This is a genomic window from Acidovorax sp. Leaf160, assembly GCF_001424265.1.
GTDB lineage: Bacteria > Pseudomonadota > Gammaproteobacteria > Burkholderiales > Burkholderiaceae_C > Paracidovorax.
Genome location: NZ_LMOV01000023.1, coordinates 528,823 through 547,351, shown reverse-complemented (window position 1 = coordinate 547,351; position 18,529 = coordinate 528,823). Strand labels below are relative to the sequence as shown.

Annotated in this window: 19 protein-coding genes; 9 read left to right on the top strand and 10 right to left on the bottom strand. The window is 69.7% G+C overall.

Features of this window, described 5'->3' with window-relative positions; translation table 11 throughout:
- The first annotated feature begins 78 nt into the window (after positions 1 to 78).
- Positions 79 to 957 (top strand): glutathione-dependent disulfide-bond oxidoreductase, encoded by an 879-nt coding sequence (yghU, locus tag ASF94_RS13045; protein ID WP_056666867.1) that lies wholly within the window; start codon positions 79 to 81, stop codon positions 955 to 957.
- Here yghU and ASF94_RS13040 read toward each other — a convergent pair.
- On the bottom strand, positions 954 to 1,922 hold the full coding sequence (locus tag ASF94_RS13040; protein ID WP_056666864.1) for a LysR family transcriptional regulator: 969 nt from the start codon (positions 1,920 to 1,922) through the stop codon (positions 954 to 956). The two genes, yghU and ASF94_RS13040, sit on opposite strands and share 4 nt — an antisense overlap.
- A 130-nt stretch (positions 1,923 to 2,052) precedes the next feature.
- Here ASF94_RS13040 and ASF94_RS13035 point away from each other — a divergent pair, with 130 nt between their 5' ends.
- From ASF94_RS13035 to ASF94_RS13025, 3 genes are all read left to right on the top strand, one after another.
- Positions 2,053 to 2,610, top strand: a complete 558-nt coding sequence (locus ASF94_RS13035) for a carboxymuconolactone decarboxylase family protein (RefSeq protein WP_056666861.1) — start codon at positions 2,053 to 2,055, stop codon at positions 2,608 to 2,610.
- A 94-nt stretch (positions 2,611 to 2,704) separates the two neighbouring features.
- Positions 2,705 to 3,700: a tripartite tricarboxylate transporter substrate binding protein gene (locus tag ASF94_RS13030; protein ID WP_056666857.1), complete on the top strand. Its 996-nt coding sequence runs from the start codon at positions 2,705 to 2,707 to the stop codon at positions 3,698 to 3,700.
- A 120-nt stretch (positions 3,701 to 3,820) separates the two neighbouring features.
- Complete coding sequence (locus ASF94_RS13025; protein ID WP_056666855.1) at positions 3,821 to 4,747, top strand: LysR family transcriptional regulator; 927 nt, start codon at positions 3,821 to 3,823, stop codon at positions 4,745 to 4,747.
- Between the two features lie 26 nt (positions 4,748 to 4,773).
- Here the strand turns inward: ASF94_RS13025 and ASF94_RS13020 are convergent, their stop codons facing one another.
- Positions 4,774 to 5,997 (bottom strand): D-amino acid dehydrogenase, encoded by a 1,224-nt coding sequence (locus tag ASF94_RS13020; protein WP_056666851.1) that lies wholly within the window; start codon positions 5,995 to 5,997, stop codon positions 4,774 to 4,776.
- A 333-nt stretch (positions 5,998 to 6,330) separates the two neighbouring features.
- Here ASF94_RS13020 and ASF94_RS13015 point away from each other — a divergent pair, with 333 nt between their 5' ends.
- Positions 6,331 to 7,215, top strand: coding sequence for an amino acid ABC transporter substrate-binding protein (locus ASF94_RS13015; RefSeq protein WP_056666848.1), 885 nt, complete (start codon positions 6,331 to 6,333; stop codon positions 7,213 to 7,215).
- A 37-nt stretch (positions 7,216 to 7,252) separates the two neighbouring features.
- On the opposite strand, the gene ASF94_RS13010 is transcribed toward ASF94_RS13015, so the two are convergent.
- The 5 genes from ASF94_RS13010 to ASF94_RS12990 form a co-directional block, all read right to left on the bottom strand.
- On the bottom strand, positions 7,253 to 7,735 hold the full coding sequence (locus ASF94_RS13010) for a DUF2269 domain-containing protein (protein WP_056666844.1): 483 nt from the start codon (positions 7,733 to 7,735) through the stop codon (positions 7,253 to 7,255).
- The gene (locus ASF94_RS13005; protein WP_056666842.1) at positions 7,732 to 8,166 is read right to left on the bottom strand and encodes a DoxX-like family protein; all 435 of its coding nucleotides are present in this window, start codon (positions 8,164 to 8,166) and stop codon (positions 7,732 to 7,734) included. The genes ASF94_RS13010 and ASF94_RS13005 overlap by 4 nt, the downstream gene beginning before the upstream one ends.
- Positions 8,163 to 9,080, bottom strand: coding sequence for an NAD-dependent epimerase/dehydratase family protein (locus tag ASF94_RS13000; protein ID WP_056667278.1), 918 nt, complete (start codon positions 9,078 to 9,080; stop codon positions 8,163 to 8,165). Before ASF94_RS13000 ends, ASF94_RS13005 begins: the two co-directional genes overlap by 4 nt.
- Positions 9,081 to 9,174: 94 nt before the next feature.
- Positions 9,175 to 9,624 (bottom strand): thiol-disulfide oxidoreductase DCC family protein, encoded by a 450-nt coding sequence (locus tag ASF94_RS12995; protein ID WP_056666840.1) that lies wholly within the window; start codon positions 9,622 to 9,624, stop codon positions 9,175 to 9,177.
- A gap of 124 nt (positions 9,625 to 9,748) precedes the next feature.
- Positions 9,749 to 10,339: a GbsR/MarR family transcriptional regulator gene (locus tag ASF94_RS12990; RefSeq protein WP_056666836.1), complete on the bottom strand. Its 591-nt coding sequence runs from the start codon at positions 10,337 to 10,339 to the stop codon at positions 9,749 to 9,751.
- Positions 10,340 to 10,544: 205 nt separating this feature from the next.
- Here ASF94_RS12990 and ASF94_RS12985 point away from each other — a divergent pair, with 205 nt between their 5' ends.
- Positions 10,545 to 11,453 carry a dienelactone hydrolase family protein gene (locus ASF94_RS12985; protein ID WP_056666834.1) on the top strand — a complete coding sequence of 303 codons (909 nt, stop codon included), beginning with the start codon at positions 10,545 to 10,547 and terminating at the stop codon, positions 11,451 to 11,453.
- Positions 11,454 to 11,607: 154 nt separating this feature from the next.
- Positions 11,608 to 12,507: a ZIP family metal transporter gene (locus ASF94_RS12980; RefSeq protein ID WP_056666832.1), complete on the top strand. Its 900-nt coding sequence runs from the start codon at positions 11,608 to 11,610 to the stop codon at positions 12,505 to 12,507.
- Positions 12,508 to 12,632: 125 nt separating this feature from the next.
- Here ASF94_RS12980 and ASF94_RS12975 read toward each other — a convergent pair whose 3' ends face one another.
- The gene (locus ASF94_RS12975) at positions 12,633 to 13,382 is read right to left on the bottom strand and encodes a LytTR family DNA-binding domain-containing protein (protein ID WP_056666829.1); all 750 of its coding nucleotides are present in this window, start codon (positions 13,380 to 13,382) and stop codon (positions 12,633 to 12,635) included.
- 38 nt (positions 13,383 to 13,420) lie between these two features.
- Positions 13,421 to 14,494 carry a sensor histidine kinase gene (locus ASF94_RS12970; protein ID WP_056666826.1) on the bottom strand — a complete coding sequence of 358 codons (1,074 nt, stop codon included), beginning with the start codon at positions 14,492 to 14,494 and terminating at the stop codon, positions 13,421 to 13,423.
- A 50-nt stretch (positions 14,495 to 14,544) separates the two neighbouring features.
- Here ASF94_RS12970 and argH point away from each other — a divergent pair, with 50 nt between their 5' ends.
- Both argH and ASF94_RS12960 read left to right on the top strand, forming a co-directional pair.
- Positions 14,545 to 16,032, top strand: coding sequence for an argininosuccinate lyase (argH, locus tag ASF94_RS12965; RefSeq protein WP_056666823.1), 1,488 nt, complete (start codon positions 14,545 to 14,547; stop codon positions 16,030 to 16,032).
- A 167-nt stretch (positions 16,033 to 16,199) separates the two neighbouring features.
- Positions 16,200 to 17,036 carry an SGNH/GDSL hydrolase family protein gene (locus ASF94_RS12960; protein WP_056666820.1) on the top strand — a complete coding sequence of 279 codons (837 nt, stop codon included), beginning with the start codon at positions 16,200 to 16,202 and terminating at the stop codon, positions 17,034 to 17,036.
- 77 nt (positions 17,037 to 17,113) lie between these two features.
- Here ASF94_RS12960 and ASF94_RS12955 read toward each other — a convergent pair whose 3' ends face one another.
- Positions 17,114 to 18,355 carry an OpgC domain-containing protein gene (locus ASF94_RS12955; RefSeq protein WP_082493240.1) on the bottom strand — a complete coding sequence of 414 codons (1,242 nt, stop codon included), beginning with the start codon at positions 18,353 to 18,355 and terminating at the stop codon, positions 17,114 to 17,116.
- Between the last annotated feature and the right edge of the window lie 174 nt (positions 18,356 to 18,529).

The window sequence follows — 18,529 nt, the reverse complement described above, 5'->3', positions numbered from 1 at the left end:
AGACCGCCACCCGAATCGATAGACTCGTTCGCCCGAGGCTGGCGCCCCGCCAGTCCAGCCCTTCGCGTGGAGCCCCGCATGTCCGACACCACCCCCTACACCCCACCCGCCGTCTGGCACTGGAACAAGGAAAACGGCGGCCAGTTCGCCAGCATCAACCGGCCCGTGGCCGGTGCCACCCATGACAAGGAACTGCCCATCGGCCGCCACCCGCTGCAGCTCTATTCCATGGGCACGCCCAATGGCGTGAAGGTCACGATCCTGCTGGAAGAGCTGCTGGCGCTCGGCCATGCCGGGGCGGAATACGACGCCTGGCTGATCCGCATCGGCGACGGGGACCAGTTCGGCAGCGGGTTCGTGGGCGTCAACCCCAACTCCAAGATTCCTGCGCTGCAGGACCGCAGCGACCCGGCCCGGCCGGTGCGCGTGTTCGAGTCCGGCGCCATCCTGATGTACCTGGCCGAGAAGTTCGGCGCTTTCCTGCCCCAGGAGGGCGCGGCGCGGGCCGAGTGCCTGTCGTGGCTGTTCTGGCAGATGGGCAGTGCGCCGTTTCTGGGCGGCGGCTTCGGGCATTTCTACGCCTATGCGCCGGTCAAGATCGAGTACGCCATCGACCGCTATGCGATGGAGGCAAAACGCCAGCTGGACGTGCTGAACCAGCGCCTGGCCGAGACCGAATACGTGGCGGGCGACGAGTACACCGTGGCCGACATGGCCATCTGGCCGTGGTACGGCCTGATGGTGAAGGGCGAGGCCTACGACGCGGGCGAATTCCTGCAGGTGCAGGAATACACCCATGTGCTGCGCTGGGCCGAACAGGTGGGCCAGCGCCGCGCCATCCAGCGTGGGCGCATGGTCAACCGGGTGCGGGGCGATCTGGCCAGCCAGCTGCACGAGCGGCACGACGCCAGCGACTTCGACCATCGCACGCAGGACAAGCTGGCAGCGGGCGCTTAGCCATCCGGCTTCTGGCCGGCCTTCGCGCGTCGCGGGGAAGGCGGCAGCAGCCAGTCCGGGTGCCGGGCCATCAAGGCCCGGCTGACGCTCGCGGCTTCCTGCATGGCCGCCGAGGCGATGGCGCTGGGCTGGCCCAGCCGCCGTGTGACGATGCCCGCCGAGCGCAGCGGCCCGTCGGTGATCTGCGAGACCTGCACGCCGCGCATGCCGGCCAGGATGGGCAGCACACCGAGGTAGGGCAGCACGGCCACGCCCACTTCCTTTTTCACCAGGCCGGCGACGGTGGCCGCCTGGTCCACCTGCATGCGCGGGCGGTAGTCGATGCCGCGCTGCAGGAAGGCCGCGCTCATGTAGCGCATGGCGGTGCTGGCATCGGTCAGGGTGATGAGGGGCAGGGCCCGTAATTCTTCCAGCCGCAACCGGCCCGCCACCTGCTGGCGCCATCGGCCCGCCGACAGCAGCACGAAGCGGTCGCGCAGCAGCTCCTCGTAGTGCAGGTCGGGGTGCGACGGCGCCACCGAGGCGAGGGCGAAATCGGCCTGGTGGTCCAGCAGCCGCTGGATGCAGGCGCTGTTGGCGCAGTCGTGCACCGCCAGCTGCGGGGCGCGGAACTGCCGCTCCAGCGCGGCGCACACCTCCGGCAGCACGGCATAGGCCAGCGACGGCCAGGCAGCCACGGCCAGCTGCTGTGCCTCGCGCTCGGCCGAAGACTGCATGCGCTGCAGGCCGGCGTCCAGCTCGCCCACCACCGACCGTGCCAGCACCGCCATGCGGGCGCCGCCCGGCGTGAGGCGCACGCTGCGCGTGGTGCGCTCGAACAGCGACAGGCCGAGTTCGGCCTCCAGGTCCTGGATGGCCTTGCTGAGCGCCGGCTGGGTGATGAAGAGCTTCTCGGCCGTCTTGCTGAAGTTCAGCGATTCCGGCAGCGCCAGGAACATGCGCAGCTGCCTGGGTGAGATATTCATTCCCTGGACTGATAAATCGATAGATGCAAAGAATTTCAAAAATATATCGCAGCCGCCTAGGATGACTTCACCGACCGCCGCTGCCGGCAGCCCCGCCGACCGCAGCAGCGCATCCAACAGGAGTGAACCCGTGGCCCGTATTCCCTATGCCGATTGCACCAGCGACGCCGTGCGACCGCTGGCAGACCGTATCGCCGCCGAGCGCGGCAGCGTTCTGCACCTCTACCAGATGCTGCTGCACAGCCCGCCGTTCGCCGAAGGCTGGCTGAAATACCTGACGGCCGTGCGGCACCAGGGCTCGCTTTCCGGCGCGCTGCGCGAACTCATCATCATGCGCGTGGCCCTGCTCAACAACGCCCCCTACGAGGCCGACCAGCATGCGCCCATCGCCCTGCGCGAGGGCATCACCCAGGCGCAGCTGGACGCGCTGGCCGCCTGGCACGACTCGGCGCTGTTCAGCGACGAGCAGCGCGCCGTGCTGGCCTACACCGACGCCATGACCCGCCAGGTGCAGGTGCCCGATGCAGTCTTCGCCGCCGTGGCGGCGCTTTACCCCGCGCAGCAGGTGGTGGAGATCACTGCCACCGTGGCGGCCTACAACATGGTGTCGCGCTTCCTGGAGGCGCTGCAGATCCACACCGCGGACGCCAACGCCGACGCCAACCCATCTGCGCCCGGCACGCACTGACTTGCTGACTCCCTGACGCACTGATGCCCTGACCCACGACCTGCCGACCGGGTCCTTCCGCCACCCACAACAAACCACAACGGAGACAAGCCCCATGATCACCACTCGCGCCTTCCTGGCCGCCGCAGCCGCCACGGCAGCCACTCTGGCCCTGGGCCTGCCCATCGCCGCACATGCGCAGCAGGCCGATGCCTGGCCCAGTCGCGCCGTCACCTTCGTCGTGCCGTATCCGCCCGGCGGGCCGACCGACCTGATGGCGCGCCTCATCGCCGTGCCGCTGGCGCAGCGGCTGAAGGTGCCGGTCATCGTGGAGAACAAGGCGGGTGCCGGCGGCAACATCGGCGCAGGGCAGGTGGCCAAGGGCAAGCCCGATGGCTACACGCTGCTGCTGGCGGCCAGCGGCAACCTGGCAGCCAATCAGTTCCTCTACGCCAGGCTGGGCTTCGATCCGCTCAAGGACCTGATGCCGGTGATGCAGATCTCGCGCTTCCCGCTGGTGCTGGAGGTCGCCGCCAACAGCCCGATCCGCAACGTGCAGGAGTACGTTGCCTTCGCGAAGAACCCGGCCCACCGCGCCACCTTCGGCTCGGCCAGCAACGGCACGCCCCAGCACCTGGGCGCGGAGCTGTTCAAGGCGCAAGCGAAGGTGGACATCTCGCACGTGCCCTACAAGGGCGCCGGCCCCGCGCTGGTGGACCTGATGGGCGGGCAGATCACCAGCATGTTCGACATCCTGGGCAGCTCGCTGCCGCACATCAAGTCGGGCAAGCTGCGGCCGCTGGCCGTGACCACCCAGGCGCGGTCGCCGCTGCTGCCCGACGTGCCTTCGATCAGCGAATCGGGCTACCCCGGCTTCGACTACTACGCCTGGCACGGCATCTCGGTGGCGGCGGGCACGCCTCAGCCTATCGTCGCGCGCCTGAACACCGAGCTGAACGCGATCTTCGCGGACCCGGCCTTCAAGGCCAGGTGGCAGGACATCGGCTCCGAGGTCGTCGCCGGCACGCCCGAGCAGTTCGACCGCGTCATCACGTCCGAGGCGAAGCGGATGGAAGCCCTCATCAAGGGCCTGAACATCCAGCTGGACTGAGCGCGCGGGGCACAGACGCGCTGCGTGCGAGGGACCTGGTCAAGGTTGCCCTTACCATCGCCGCAGCCATCCACCACCCCTGGCGGACACCTGTGCCACAGACCGTGTCCGCGCCCCCCAATGCGCCTGCGCCACATCGAAGTCTTCAACGCCGTCATGCTCACGGGCAGCGTCAGCGCCGCCGCCCGCCTCATCAACGTGACGCAGCCGGCGGTGAGCCGCATCCTGGCGCATGCCGAGCTGCAGCTGGGCTTTTCGCTCTTTCACCGCCACAAGGGCCGGCTGGTGCCCACGCGCGAGGCGCAGACGCTCTATCCGCACATCGAGCGGCTCTTCAACCAGCTGGACGACGTCCAGCGGCTGGCCGCCGGCCTGCGGGGCCAGCAGCGCGAAGGGCATCTGCACGTGCTGAGCGTGCTGGCGCTCAGCCATGAAGTGATGCCCAGAGCGCTCAAGGCCTTCCGTGCACTGCACCCGGAGGTGGAAGTGACCATCGACGGCCTGCACTCGCCGCAGATCGTCTCCTCGCTGGTGCTGCAGGAGGCCGAACTCGGCTTCTCCTTCATCGCGCCCGCGCACCCCGCGCTGGCGCAGCAGGTGCTGGCCGAAGGCCGGATGGTCTGCGTGGCGCCGAAAGGGCTGCTGCCGGCCGCGCTGGTGCAGTCCGGCACGGTGCGTCTGTCCGACCTGGCGCAGACCCCGATCGCGCGCCTGGGCTCGAACGACCCGCTGGGAGCGATGGTGAACCTGGCCTGCCGGGAAGCCGACGTCGGCCTGCAGACCGCCTTCACGGTCCAGACCTACCACGCCGCCCTGGCGCTCGCGCACCACGGCCTGGGCGTGGCCCTGCTGGATGTCTGCACGGCGGCCTCGGCCGACCCGGCCCGGGTCGATGTGCTGGAACTGGCGCCGCGCATTCCCGTGCCGGTGACCCTGCTGCGCCTGGCCAACCGGCCGGCATCGCTGCTGGCCGACGCCATGGCCCGCTGCATGCAGGAAGCGGTACGGCAGACACTGGATGACTACGGCCTCGCCGAGCCCGTTTGACAAGGGCCGGCCCGCAGTGACGGGGTTCAGCCGTTCGCGGTGGCGGCGATGTCGGTGGCGACGGAGCCCGCCGTGCCGAAGGCCAGCGTGAAGCCCAGCGCGCCATGCCCCGTGTTGACCCACAGATTGCGCGGCGCGCCAGGCCGCCGGCCGTAGACCGGCAGGCCGGTAGGTGTAGCGGGGCGCATGCCGGTCCAGGGCCGCGCCGCAGTGGCGGGCGTCTCATGGCCGAAGACTTCCTTCACGCTGGCGCGCAGGCTGTCGATGCGTCCCGCAGGAATGCGCGCGTCGTGGCCCACCAGCTCGGCCATGCCGGCCACCCGCAGCCGGTCGCCCAGCCGCGCGAACACCACCTTGCCGGCTGCATGGGTCACGCTCACGCGCGGCGCCCAGTCGCTGGCGGCTGGCGCGTCGACGGTGATGCTGTAGCCCTTGAGTGGATAGACCGGCAGGTGCAGGCCCAGCCCGCGCGCCGCAGCCGGGCTGCCGCTGCCCAGCGCCAGCACGAAGGCATCGGCCTCGATGTCGCCTTGCGCGGTGCGCGCGGCGTGGATGCGCCCCGCCGACCGGGCCCAGCCCCTGAACGGCGTGCCGAACACGAAGCGCACGCCGCGCGCGGCCAGCAGCGCATGCAGCCCGTCGCACACTTTCTGGCAGTCCGCCGCACATTCGCTGGGCGTGTGGATGGCCCCCGCGATGTGCCCGGCATAGTGGCCGAGCGCGGGCTCCAGTTCCACGCAGCGCTGCGCGGACACGGCTTCCTGCACGCTGCCCCAGCCGCGTTGCAGCTCCATCTGGCGCTGCGCGCTGGCGAAGGACGCGGGCGTGCCGTAGATCACCAGCTTGCCGGTGCGCGACAGGTCGCAGTCGATGGCTTCGGTCGCCAGCATGGACTCGAGGCCCGCGCGGCTTCGGGCCGCCAGCTCCAGCAGCGCCGCCGTGGTGCTGCGCGAGGTGGCGCCGTTGCAGGCCCGCAGGAAGCCCACCGCCCAGCGCCACTGCTGTGCATCCCACTGGGGGCGCAGCTTGAGCGGGGAGCGGGGAGACAGCAGCAGCGACGGCAGCTGGGCCCAGATGCCCGCGTCGGCCAGCGGCTGCACGTAGCTGTAGCTCAACTGGCCGCCGTTGCCGCCGCTGGCCCCGGCGCCGGGCCGCGACTGGTCGAGCACGGTCACCGCGATGCCGCGCTGCTGCAGTTCGTAGGCCGTGGCCAGGCCCACGATGCCGGCTCCCAATACACACACGTGCATGACTGTCTCGTTCTCCTGAATCGGTGGTGCCGACTCTAGAGGGCCGGGCGCTGCGCGAACAATGCCGTTTGCTGCGGCGGGCATTCCGCCAGGTTATGGGTGGGGCCGGGGCTGGCGGAAGCTCTCACCAAGCAGCGCCCCACCGCGGCATCGGTCGGATGGCAGAGCGGGCCCGGCACTTGCTTGCAGAGGCGCTACGGGTAAATGCTGGCATAACTTTTCGGTATGCCCTGCAGCATCGAATGCATTGTTCAAGCGCGCCGGTCCTTCCTAGAGTGCGACTGTGCCGCGTGCCGCATCCTGTTTTTTTCCACTGACCGTCAAGGAGTCTCCATGAAGTTTTCCCTGTCCCTCGCTGCCCTGGCCTGCGGCCTGCTGGCCTGCTCCGCTGCCAGCGCCGACACCCTCAAGAAGATCGCCGACAGCGGCAAGATCACGCTCGCCTACCGCGAATCGTCGGTGCCGTTTAGCTATCTGGCCGGCGCGGGGCAGCCGATCGGCTTCTCGGTGGACATCTCCAACGCCGTGGTGGACGCCGTCAAGAAGCAGCTGGGCCGCAACGACATCAAGGTGGAACTCCAGGCCGTCACCTCGCAGAACCGCATTCCGCTGATCACCAACGGCACGGTGGACCTGGAGTGCGGCTCCACCACCAACAACACCGCGCGCGGCAAGGACGTGCAGTTCGCCATCAACTACTTCTACACCGGCACGCGCCTGCTGGTGAAGAAGGCGGACGGCATCAAGAACTACGCGGACCTCGCCAAGAAGACGGTGGCCAGCACCACCGGCACCACCAACGCGCAGGTCATCCGCAAGTACAACCGCGACAACAACCTCGACATGGACCTGGTGCTGGGCAAGGACCACAACGACTCCATGCTGCTGGTGGAATCGGGCCGTGCGGCGGCCTTCGCGATGGACGACATCCTGCTCTTCGGCCTGAAGGCCAATGCCAACAAGCCGGCCGACTGGGACGTGGTGGGCGACTCGCTGCAGGTCGAGCCCTATGCCTGCATGCTGCGCAAGGACGATCCGCAGTTCCAGGCACTGGTCAACGGTGTCATCGGCGGCATGATGAAGTCGGGCGACTTCGAGAAGCTCTACAACAAGTGGTTCCTCTCGCCCATCGCGCCCAAGAGCCAGTCGCTCGGACTGCCCATGTCCAAGGAGCTGCGCGACAACCTGACGGCGCAGAGCGACAAGCCGGCGGTGTGACCTTCGGCGGGCGGCTGTGACGGCGACTGCCCGCCGCTCAGGCCCATCCCCAAAGCGCCGGCTTGGCCACCATCAGGTAGTAGATGGCCAGCATGGCGATGAAAGCCGGATAGCCCAGCCCTTCCCACCAGCGCGCAAACCGGGCGTAGTCGGCAGGCAGTTTGCCGCCGCGCGCTGCGGCATCGGTGGCCATGGCCGCCATGCGCCACTGCAGCCACAGCACCGGCAGCCAGCAGAGGCCTGCCAGCACGTAGAGCCCGATCGACGCCGCCAGCCAGGGCGTGGACAGCGGCCAGCCCGCCATGCCGGCCAGCGCCATGCCGGTGATCGGCTGCACGATGGCCGCTGGCGTGGTGAACCATGTGTCGGCCCGCACCACCAGCCGCGCGACCACCGCCTGCGCCGCCACGCTGCCGCTGCGATTGGCGAAGAACAGGTAGAAGGCCGAGCCGAAGCCAGTGCCCACCAGCAGCACGCTGGAGAGGATGTGCACCCACTTCAGCACCAGATAGGTATTCATGGCGTGCGCTTCGCATCGGCGCGCCACAGCACGCACAGGATGGCGGCGATGGGCAGATTCTTGAGCAGCCGGCCCAGCGGGTCCAGCCACAGCCCGGGCAGCAGCACCGTCGCCAGCATCGTCATGGTGCCCATCAGCAGCAGCGCGGCAGCGTAGGCCCCACGGCCCGGGCGCCACCAGAGCCAGGCGCCCACGGCCAGGTCGGCTGCGGCGCCGGACAGAATCAGCGCGGCGATCCAGAAGTCGCTCCGCAGGCCGGCGGCGAGCAGCAGTTCGCGGCCCTGCGTGTGCAGGCCGATGGCGCTCACCGCCGCCGTCCCCAGCCACACGGCGACCAGGCTGGCCAGCAGCCAGCGGCGGGCCGCGGGGTCGAGCCGGGCCGGCGCGCCGGCAGCGGCGGCTTGACCAACGGCGGCCGGGGGCGCGGTCATGGCGAGCGGCTCCAGGCGCGTGCCACCAGGTCGCCGTAGGCCACCGTGGGGCGGCCCAGCAAGGCCTGCAGCGGGGCGGCGTCGGCCGTGTTGTCGGAGCCCAGCAGTGCCAGGCTCTCGCTGCACCAGGGCGATGCCGGCACCAAGTCGCCCAGGCGCGCACTCAGCCGCGTGAGCGGCCCTGGCAGCGGCAGCACCCGTGCCGGCCGGTGGCCGCACTGGGCCCGCAGACTGGCGATCAGCCCGGCCATGGGCACGGCCTGCGGGCCCGCGAACTCCACCACGCCTTGGCGATCCATCGCGGAGCCCAGCAGCACTGCCACCGCATCGGCAAGGTCCTGCACCGCCACGGGTTGTACCCGGGCCGTCAGCACCGGCTGGGGCAGCACCAGCACGGGCAGCTTCGTCAGGTTCATGAACAGCGCGCTGCTGGCGCCGCCCCGGCCGAACACCACGCTCGGGCGCACCACGCAGGCCGAAAGAGGCGCTGCGCCACCGCTCGGGGCGCGGGCCGCCAGCCCCAGCAAATGCTGGTCGGCCGCCCGCTTGGTGCTGGCGTACTGGGTGTCGCCTTGCGCCACGCCCAGCGCCGAGATCTGCACCACCCGCCGCACCCCCGCCTGCACGCAGGCGTCGAACAGCGCGATCGGCGCGTCCCGATGCAGGGCCGCGATCGGTTGGCGTGGGCTGTCGCGCAGCACGCCCACCGCGTTCACCACGGCGTCGATACCCTGCAGCCGGGGCAGCCAGACGCCGGGCGCGAGGTCGCGGGCGAAGTCCACCACGCATTGGTCGGGGCCAGGCGGGCCGTGCCGTGGCGATACCGCCTCGACGACCCGGTGGCCGTCGGCCCGCAGGCGGGCGGCGAGGCGCCGTCCGATGAAACCGGTGGCCCCGGTGAGAAGAATATGCAGCATGGTGGACAGCCTTTCGGTCGGTGGGCAGGCGGGCGGCGTGCGCCGGTCGGGTTGGAGAAGAAGGGCAGGAAGGCGGGTCGAGGCCTGTGCCTCAGGGCAGGTCGCACCCGCCGTTCGCGTCGCAGCGCTGGCGTGCGGCGCGCTGGCTGGCCCGCTCGAACAGCGGCGCGATCAGCCAGCGCGGCAGCCGGTAGCGATTGCGTGCCAGCACGGGGTAAGCCCGGTCGGCCAGCGGCCCCAGCACCGGCCAGCGGGTGAACGCGGTGACCCAGCCCAGCCCGACTGCCTCGTAGGCCCTGCGGAACACTTCCACGCCGCGCAGCACCTGGCCGTTAGCGCCGCGCGCATGGATCAGCGCCAGCAGATCGTCGAACGTCGCGCTGCCCGGCGGGCCGGCGAAGTCGGGCGCCCAGATGTCGGCAAAGCGCAGTTGTCCGGCGCGGTCGCGCCGCATCAGGTTCTGCATTTCTGCGGTACAGAGCGGGCAGCGGGAGTCGTAGTAGAGGATGAGCGGGTAGAGCGGGTCAGTGGTCGGGGTCATGGAACACCTTTTTCAGCGGAATGGGCCGGCGTGTAGGACGAGAGCTTTTCTTTATTTCTGCAGAAACTGAAACCTCAGGGTAAAAAAAGGGCTGCGCGAAAGGAATGGGGTGGCTGCCGGCCATTCATTCGTCCACGGTTGCCCGCGCAGGCGGTGGCGGCGGAGGGGGCGGGGCGCCTTTCGCGGATGCATCGTCGCCGCGCACGAACCTCTGCACGCTGGCACCCAGGCGCAGTACCTTGTCCAGCGTGGATGGGCTGAGCCGCAGCATCTCGTCGGCCCACACGCCCAGCGATTCCATCAGGCGCAGCGTTTCGCGCACGCGGTCCTGGGCATCGGGCGTTTCGGCGGCCAGATCGGGCCTTTCCGACAGTTCGCGCAGCATGCGGACGGTAGGCTCGAACTCGCGCTGCTTGCGTTCGCGCACCACGGTGCGAAACAGCTCCCACACATCGGCGGAGGTTTCGAAGTAGTCACGCCGGTCGCCCAGCATGTGGGTGACGCGCACCAGGTTCCAGTTCACCAGTTCCTTCAGGCTGTTGCTGACGTTGGAGCGGGCGACCACCAGCGTCTCGCAGATTTCTTCGGCGTGCAGGGGCCGGCCGTGGAAGAACAGCAGGGCGTGGATCTGCGCCACGGTGCGGTTGACGCCCCAGGCGGTGCCCATTTCCCCCCAATGAACCACGAAGCGGCGAGCGATGTCGGACAGTTGCATGGCTGCAGTCTATTGTTTCCGTAATTTCTGTCAATAGAGAAATTTCACCCTGCGGCAACCCCGCGTTGGAGGGCTTCGCCTGCCGTCATGCTCCGCCGACCCGCTCCGCATGGCCCTAGACTGCAGCCCGCACGCCTCTTCACGGCGGCCCCTGCGCGTGCGCTGCCGCCATGCCTGTCGCAACACCCTCACCAGGAGCTTTCCCATGCAGCAAGACGATTTCAAGCAGGACTTCGATGCGCTTTTGCCCGGCCAGTCCACCGAGGCCGGGGCCAGCCGGCGCACGGCACTGCGAGTGGCGCTGGGGGCTGGTTTCGGCGTCGGCTATGCGGCGGCGGCCTTGCCGGTGATGGCGCAGACGGCCATCCAGACGCCGGCCGATGGGCTGACCGCCGGGCGGGTGGAGATCGAAGTGGATGGCTTCAAGGTGCCGGCCTACCGCGCAGCGCCTGCCGGCAAGACCGGCCTGCCGGTGGTGCTGGTGATCCAGGAAATCTTCGGCGTGCACGAATACATTGCCGACGTCTGCCGGCGCCTCGCGAAGGCGGGCTACCTGGCCATCGCACCCGAGCTGTACGCCCGCCAGGGTGACCCGTCCAAGTACACCGAGATCGCGAAGCTGCAGAGCGAACTGGTGTCCAAGGTGCCCGACGCCCAGGTCATGGCCGACCTGGACGGCACCGTCGCCTGGGCGGGACGCCATGGCGGCAACTTGAAGAAGGTGGGCATCACCGGCTTCTGCTGGGGCGGGCGCATCACCTGGCTCTACGCGGCGCACGGGCCGGTCAAGGCGGGCGTGGCCTGGTACGGCCGGCTGGTGGGGCAGGCGAGCGACATGACGCCCAAGCATCCGGTGGATGTGGCGCCCATCCTGAAGGCGCCCGTGCTGGGCCTGTACGGTGGGCAAGACAGCGGCATCGGGCTTGACACGGTTGCTAAGATGCAGACGGCGTTGCGGCAGGGGTCCGCCGCCGCCAAAGCGTCCGAATTCGTGGTGTACCGCGAAGCGCCGCACGCCTTCCACGCGGACTACCGCCCGAGCTTCCGCAAGGAAGCCGCGGAAGACGGGTGGAAGCGGGCGCTGGCCTGGTTCAAGACCCACGGCGTGGCCTGACGCGCCACCGCCGGCCGCCGCGGCGCAGTCTTTGCGCCCGGCATGGCAAGCGCACCGCATCCAAGCCCTTCGGGGCTTTTTTTGCGTTCGCGCGGGCGGGCGACAGTTGGTATGAAAACAGCCCCCGGGGCTTAGATTGGAAGCGCAAGCAGCTATGACATTGATAGCAATCATCCTGGCCACGCTGGCCGCAGGCATTGGCAGCGTGTGGGTGGCCGCATGGCTCATGCGGGCAGGGCTGGGGACCAGCAGCCGCGTCAGCCCGCAGCATCTGCTGAGCCTGGCGGCGGGCGCGCTGCTGGCCACGGCTTTCATGCACCTGCTGCCCGAGGCGTTCGAGAGCCAGGCCGGCGCGCACGACCTGTTCGCCACGCTGCTGGTCGGGCTGGTGTTCTTCTTTCTGCTGGACAAGGCCGAGTTGTGGCACCACGGCCACGAACATGGCCATCCCGCGCCGGGCCCGGCCCCGAAGGTCGAGCACGCGCACCATCACGAGCTTGGCCATGCACACGCCCACGGGCACGGCCATGAGCATGCCCATGCCAACTCCCATCCCCACAAGCACAGCCACGGGCATGACCACGCCCACGGCCATGGATCGCGCGGCGGCGGCTGGGCCTTGCTCACGGGCGACAGCGTGCACTGCTTCGGCGACGGCATCCTGATCGCATCGGCCTTCATGGCCGACATCAAGCTCGGCATCGTCGCCGCGCTGGCGGTGCTGGCGCACGAAGTGCCGCACCATATCGGCGACCTGGTGGTCATGCGCCAGAACAGCGCCAACCGCCGCGCGGCGCTGGTGAAGGTGTCGCTGGCGGGTGCGGTCACCGCCCTGGGCGGCCTGGTGGGCTACTTCCTGGTGGGCCAGCTCGAGTCGCTGCTGCCCTATTTCCTGGTCATCGCCTCCAGCAGCTTCGTCTATGTGGCTCTGGCCGACCTGATCCCGCAACTGCAAAAGCGCCTGACCGCCGGCGGCACGCTGGCGCAGATCGCCTGGCTGGTGGCGGGCATGACGGTGGTCACGCTGGTGAGTGGGCTGGCCCACGCGCACTGACGGGAAAGCCGCCTTACCGCCCTGATGCTATTAAAAATATAGCTAAGGATGGCCTATCCATGGGCGCGGAAGGCCAAAAAGGCTGCCAAGGCGGACGACCGGACAGCCGGAAGGCCGCCCGGCGCTCAGCTCGCCAGCACCTCGCGCACGGCGGCCACCTGCCGGCGCGACACGGCCACCAGCTCCGCCAGGCCGTGCAGGCGCAGCGCCCAGCCTTCGCCTTCCTCAGCGTCGTAATGCTTCTCCAGCGACCGCATGGCGCGGCGGGCCACCAGGGCGTTGCGGTGCACGCGCAGGAAATGCGCCGCGTGCCGCACCTCCAGCTCGGCCAGCGAGGCGTCCAGGATGTAGCTGCGGCTGCCGGTGCGCACCGTCACGTATTTCTGTTCGGCCTTGAGCACCAGCACGTCGGCCAGGGGCACGCGCTCTGTGCGGCCCCGGTCCTGGATCACCAGCGCTTCGCCCGTCGAGGGCGGCGCGGGTGGCACGGCGCTCGCGTGGCCGGCGCTGCGCTGCACCTTGGCCAGCGCCTGCTGCAGTCGCTCCAGCCGCACGGGCTTGGTCAGGTAGTCCACGGCGTCCAGTTCGAAGGCGCTGACGGCATGGTCGGCATGGGCGGTGACGAACACGATGGCGGGCGGCGCCGGCAGGGCACGCAGCTGGTGCGCCAGTGCCAGCCCGCTCTGGCCGGGCATGTGGATGTCGAGCAGCACCGCGTCCACCGGCTGGCGGGCGGCGCAGGCGGCCTGCACGGCGGCCATCGCATCGGCCGCATGGGCGGCTTCGGTGACGGCGTGGCCGGCGGCGCAGTCGCCCAGCAAGGTGCGCAGGCGGCTTCGGGCCAGGGCTTCGTCGTCCACGATGAGGATGTGCATGGCGGGCAGGGTGGGGGTGAGAGAGGGCGGGGGTGGTGTCAGTGCCTCGCCGGCAGGCTGATGCGCACTTGGTAGTGGCGGCTATTTTGCGGTCCCTGCGGGCCTGCGCTGAAGTCGCACTGCACGTCGTGCAGCAGGCGCAGCCGGTCACGCACGTTGGCCAGGGCAATGCCGTGGCCACGCGCTGCGCTGTCCGCCACCGGGGCGGCCGGCAGCGTGTTGGTGATGGTCACGACGACCCGGCTGCCGCGCAGTTCGGTGGCCACGCGCACGCGGCCGCCCGTGGGGCTGGGCTCGATGCCGTGCTTGACCGCGTTCTCCACCAGGGGCTGCAGCAGCAGGGGCGGAAGGCGCGCGCCGTCGGCCCGCGCATCCAGCAGCCATCGCACCCGCAGCCGTTCGCCGAACCGCACCTGCTCGATGTCCAGGTAGCGGCGCGCCAGCAGGATCTCTTCCCCCAGCGTGGCCGACTCGCCCTGTTCCACCAGGGCGTGGCGGAACAGGTCGCTCAGGTCTTCCAGAATGGCTTCGGCCTTGGCTGGTTCGGCCCGCACCAGGGCGATGGCGCTGTTGAGCGTGTTGAACAGGAAATGCGGCCGGATGCGCGACTGCAGCTCGGTCAGCCGGGCGGTGGTGGCCGCCGGGGTGCGGCCCCGGGCGCGCAGCACCAGCGCGGCCACCAGTGCGGCCGACAGCAGGGCTCCGGTGGCGGCGCTGGCCAGCCAGGGCGGCTCGGCCGCGGCGCCCACCAGCGCCAGCGTGCCGCAGGCCCACAGGCCCGCCAGCGCGCCCAGCACCACGCCCACCGCGTAGTGCCAGGGCGCCGGCAGGCGTTGGAGCACCTGCTTCAGGCTGCAGGCCGTCAGCAGCCAGGCCAGCGTGGCGGGCAGGGCGCCGCCAGTCAGCAGCGCCAGGCGGGCCAGCCATTCCACCGGCGACGGCGCCACGAACAGGGCGCCCACGCCCAGCACCGCTTCGACGACCAGCACAGCCCGCAGGATCACGCCGGCATGGCAGGCGTCGAACACCAGCGCGCGCCCCGTGGGCGCCGCGGCCGGGGCCGCTGCGGCGAGGGGGGCCGGCTGGGTCGATAAAATTTGCGTTTCTTGCATTGCGGCATCCGGGTGTTCCGGGTGTCTGAACCACCGGATTATTGCCCTCCATGTCCACCAGCCCCGCCTCCAGCCCAGCGTCCGCGCCCTCCCACAACCAGCTCGACACCAAGGCGCAGGCCTGGTCGGCGCTGTTTTCCGAGCCCATGAGCGACCTGGTCAAGCGCTACACGTCGAGCGTCTTCTTCGACAAGCGCCTCTGGCAGGCCGACATCGCGGGCAGCCTGGCCCATGCCGAGATGCTGGCCGCGCAGGGCATCATCAGCGGCGAAGACCATGCCTCCATCCAGCGCGGCATGGCGCAGATCACCGAAGAGATCGAGTCCGGCGCCTTCGAGTGGAAGCTCGACCTGGAAGACGTGCACCTGAACATCGAGGCGCGCCTGACCCAGCTGGTGGGCGATGCCGGCAAGCGCCTGCACACCGGCCGCAGCCGCAACGACCAGGTCGCCACCGACGTGCGCCTCTGGCTGCGCGGCGAGATCGACCTGATCGCCGATCTGCTGAAGGAGCTGCAGGTGTCGCTGGTGGACGTGGCCGAGCAGAACGTGGAGGTGATCCTGCCGGGCTTCACCCACCTGCAGGTGGCCCAGCCGGTGAGCTTCGGCCACCACATGCTGGCCTATGTGGAGATGTTCGCCCGCGACGCCGAACGCATGCAGGACGTGCGCCGCCGCGTCAACGTGCTGCCGCTGGGCAGCGCAGCGCTCGCCGGCACCACCTACCCGCTGGACCGCGAGCGCGTCGCCCGCACGCTGGGCATGGTGGATGGGAACGGCGCTCCCATGGTGTGCCAGAACAGCCTGGACGCCGTGAGCGACCGCGACTTCGCCATCGAATTCACCGCCGCGGCCAGCCTCTGCATGGTGCATGTGAGCCGCCTGTCGGAAGAACTCATCATCTGGATGAGCCAGAACTTCGGCTTCATCAAGATCGCCGACCGCTTCACGACCGGCTCGTCGATCATGCCGCAGAAGAAAAATCCCGACGTGCCCGAGCTGGCGCGCGGCAAGACCGGCCGCGTGGTCGGCCACCTGATGGGCCTGATCACCCTGATGAAGGGCCAGCCGCTGGCCTACAACAAGGACAACCAGGAAGACAAGGAACCGCTGTTCGATACCGTGGACACGCTCAAGGACACGCTGCGCATCTTCGCGGAGATGGTGGGCGGCCAGCCGGACGCGGCGACCGGCAGGAAAGAGGGCGGCATCGCCGTCAACGCCCAGGCCATGGAGCAGGCGGCGCAGAAGGGCTACGCCACCGCGACCGACCTGGCCGACTACCTCGTCAAGAAGGGCCTGCCGTTCCGCGACGCGCACGAAACGGTGGCGCATGCGGTCAAGGCCGCCGTGTCGCACGGCGTGGATCTGTCGGAACTGCCCCTGGCCGTGCTGCAGGGCTTTCACCCGGCCATCAAGAAAGACGTCTTCGACGCCCTCAGCCTGCGGGGTTCGCTCAATGCGCGCAACACGCTCGGCGGCACCGCACCGGCGCAGGTCCGGGCCCAGCTGGCACGCCACCGGGCGCGGCTGGCCTGACCTTCCTCGGAGGGTCATCGCTCGGGCGGCCCGCCCGCTGCCCGGGCTGGCCCGACCCGGGCTGAGGTTGCGGCCGACCGGCTTCAGTTGTAAAAAGTGTGTCTTGTAGGAATTTTCTGGCAACCAGCGCATCACACGCCGCTGCCCGTCCTTGATGGAACCGCTCCATGTCACTGAATCGGTCGTCCGCTTTTCGTCTGCTTGCTGCTGCCGGCATGGCCGCGCTGGCGTTCGCTGCCCAATCCGCGCCGCAGGGTGACGCCAGCCCTGCCGCCGTCGCGGCCGAGGTGCTGCCGCCCGCCTATGCGCGCTGGCAGTCCAGCATGGACGCCTTTGCCGCCGCCGACCGCGACCAGGCGCCGCAAGCCGGCGGGGTGCTGTTCGTGGGCAGTTCCACCATCCGCCTGTGGCCCGATCTGCGCGAGGACTTCCGGCAGTTGCCGGTGGTCATCAACCGGGGCTTCGGCGGCTCGACCATGGCGGACTGCAACTATTTCGTCAAAAGCCTGGTGGTGCAGTACCGTCCACGGCATGTGATCGTCTATGCCGGCGACAACGACCTGGCCGAGGGACGCAGCCCGGCGCAGGTGCTGGAGAGCTTCCGTTCCTTCGTGACGGCGGTGCGCACGGCGCTGCCCGACACGCGCATCAGCTACATCTCCATCAAGCCAAGCCCCCTGCGCAGCGCGCTGCTGCCCCAGGTGCGCGAGGCCAACGCCCTGCTGGCAGGCTACCTGCAGAGCGTGCCGCAGAGCGACTACATCGACATCTTCACCCCCATGCTGACGGCGGCGGGCGAGCCGCGCACCGACCTGTACGGCCCGGACCGGCTGCACATGAACGGCGCGGGCTACGACCTCTGGCAGGCGGTGATCACCCACCACCTGGGGGCCTCGGGGAACGGCGCCGCGACGCTGCAGGCTGCCCGTGGGGGCCAGCCCCCGGCCGCGGTGGCCGCGCCGGTTCAGCCGGGCGGGCTGATGCAGGTCAGCGCGGGCCGCTAGCCTCGCGGCCTTTCTTCTGGCTTGCCCGGCTTTGCCGGCTCGCCTGGCGTCGGTCGCGCGCCGCCGGGTTCTTCGGTCTACAACGGGCGGATGGCGGGCGCCACCACCGTGTCCGGTTGGTGTGGCAGCAGGTCGGTGTCTTCCGTCAGCGGCGTGGGCTTTTCCGCATACACCACGGGCGGCGGCGCGGGCGCGTCGTCCTCGGCGGGTTGCCGGTCGAACCAGAGCGTGACCTTGGCGGCCGCATACAGGCTGCCGAAGCAGGCCGCCAGCAGGGCGATGTCCAGCGGCCAGGGGCGTTCGTAGTTGGCCCCGAACAGCGTCAGCACCAGCAGCACCACCACCAGGTGCGCGCAGAACACCGCCAGCGAGGCGGATCCCAGCGTTTCCAGCCAGCGCATGCGCGGCAGCCGCGCCAGCAGCGGCGGGCCGAAGCGGATCGCCAGAACCACCAACGCGAACAGGTCGATCAGCCGCAGCGGGGCGAGCAGCCACTTGTCCTGCAGCACGTTGGCCCAGGGAGCGTGCGGAAACGGCACCTGCCCGACGGCATGGCGCCACACCAGGCCGACCAGGGCGATGGCGCCGGCCAGCCACAGCGTCCAGCGCGGGAACTCGAACGGCGCTGCCGCCGGGTCGTTGCGGCTCGCGCCCATCCAGAGACCCATGATCCAGAGAAACTGCCACGCGCCCATGACGAATGAGCCGGTCTCGCTGAACGGCACCGACACCGGCAGGATGCGGCTGAACTGCGACCATGCCCATTCCGCGAAGCCGAACTGCGACAGCACCCAGAGCAGCACGCTCACCGCCATCACCGGCAGCCAGCTGCGCTGCAGCGCAAAAGCCAGCACCCAGGGGCTGATCAGCATGAACAGCACGTAGAGCGGCAGGATGTCGAGCAGCGGGGGCTCATACACCAGCAGCAGCCCGCCGACCAGGGCGTCCACCGGCTGGGCGAAGTAGAAATTCAGCAGGCCTTTGACGGCCGGCTGGTCCACATACAGGCCCACCGTGGTGATGACGGTGAACAGGAACAGCAGCGTCGCGGCCTGGCAGCCGTAGATGGTGAGTGCGCGGCGCCAGAACGCCTGGCGCATGGGCGCAATGCCCTTGCGAAAGGCCACGCGCCCATACACCAGGCCGGCCATGTAGGCCGACAGCAGCACGAAGCCTTCGGCCGCCGACACGAAGCCGAACGGCTGGCCGAGCGGAATCGACACCCGGGTCGGCAGGTGCGTCACCGTCATCAGCCCCAGCATCAGGCCGCGCACGAAGTCGATTTCCCAGCGGCGTTGGGAGGAGGAGGGTGGTGGCATGGGTGGGTGGAGCCTTCTCCGCGCATCTTGGCGGCCGAGGCCCGCTCAGCGGTGTAGGTCGAGTCCACCGGCGCGGTTCGGCGGCCGGCTCGCCGCACGGCATGGAAGGGGCGCCTCGCGATGGGCTAACCTTGCCGCCTCCGGAGCCGGCGCTCCGCCCCCTGTTCGGTATCC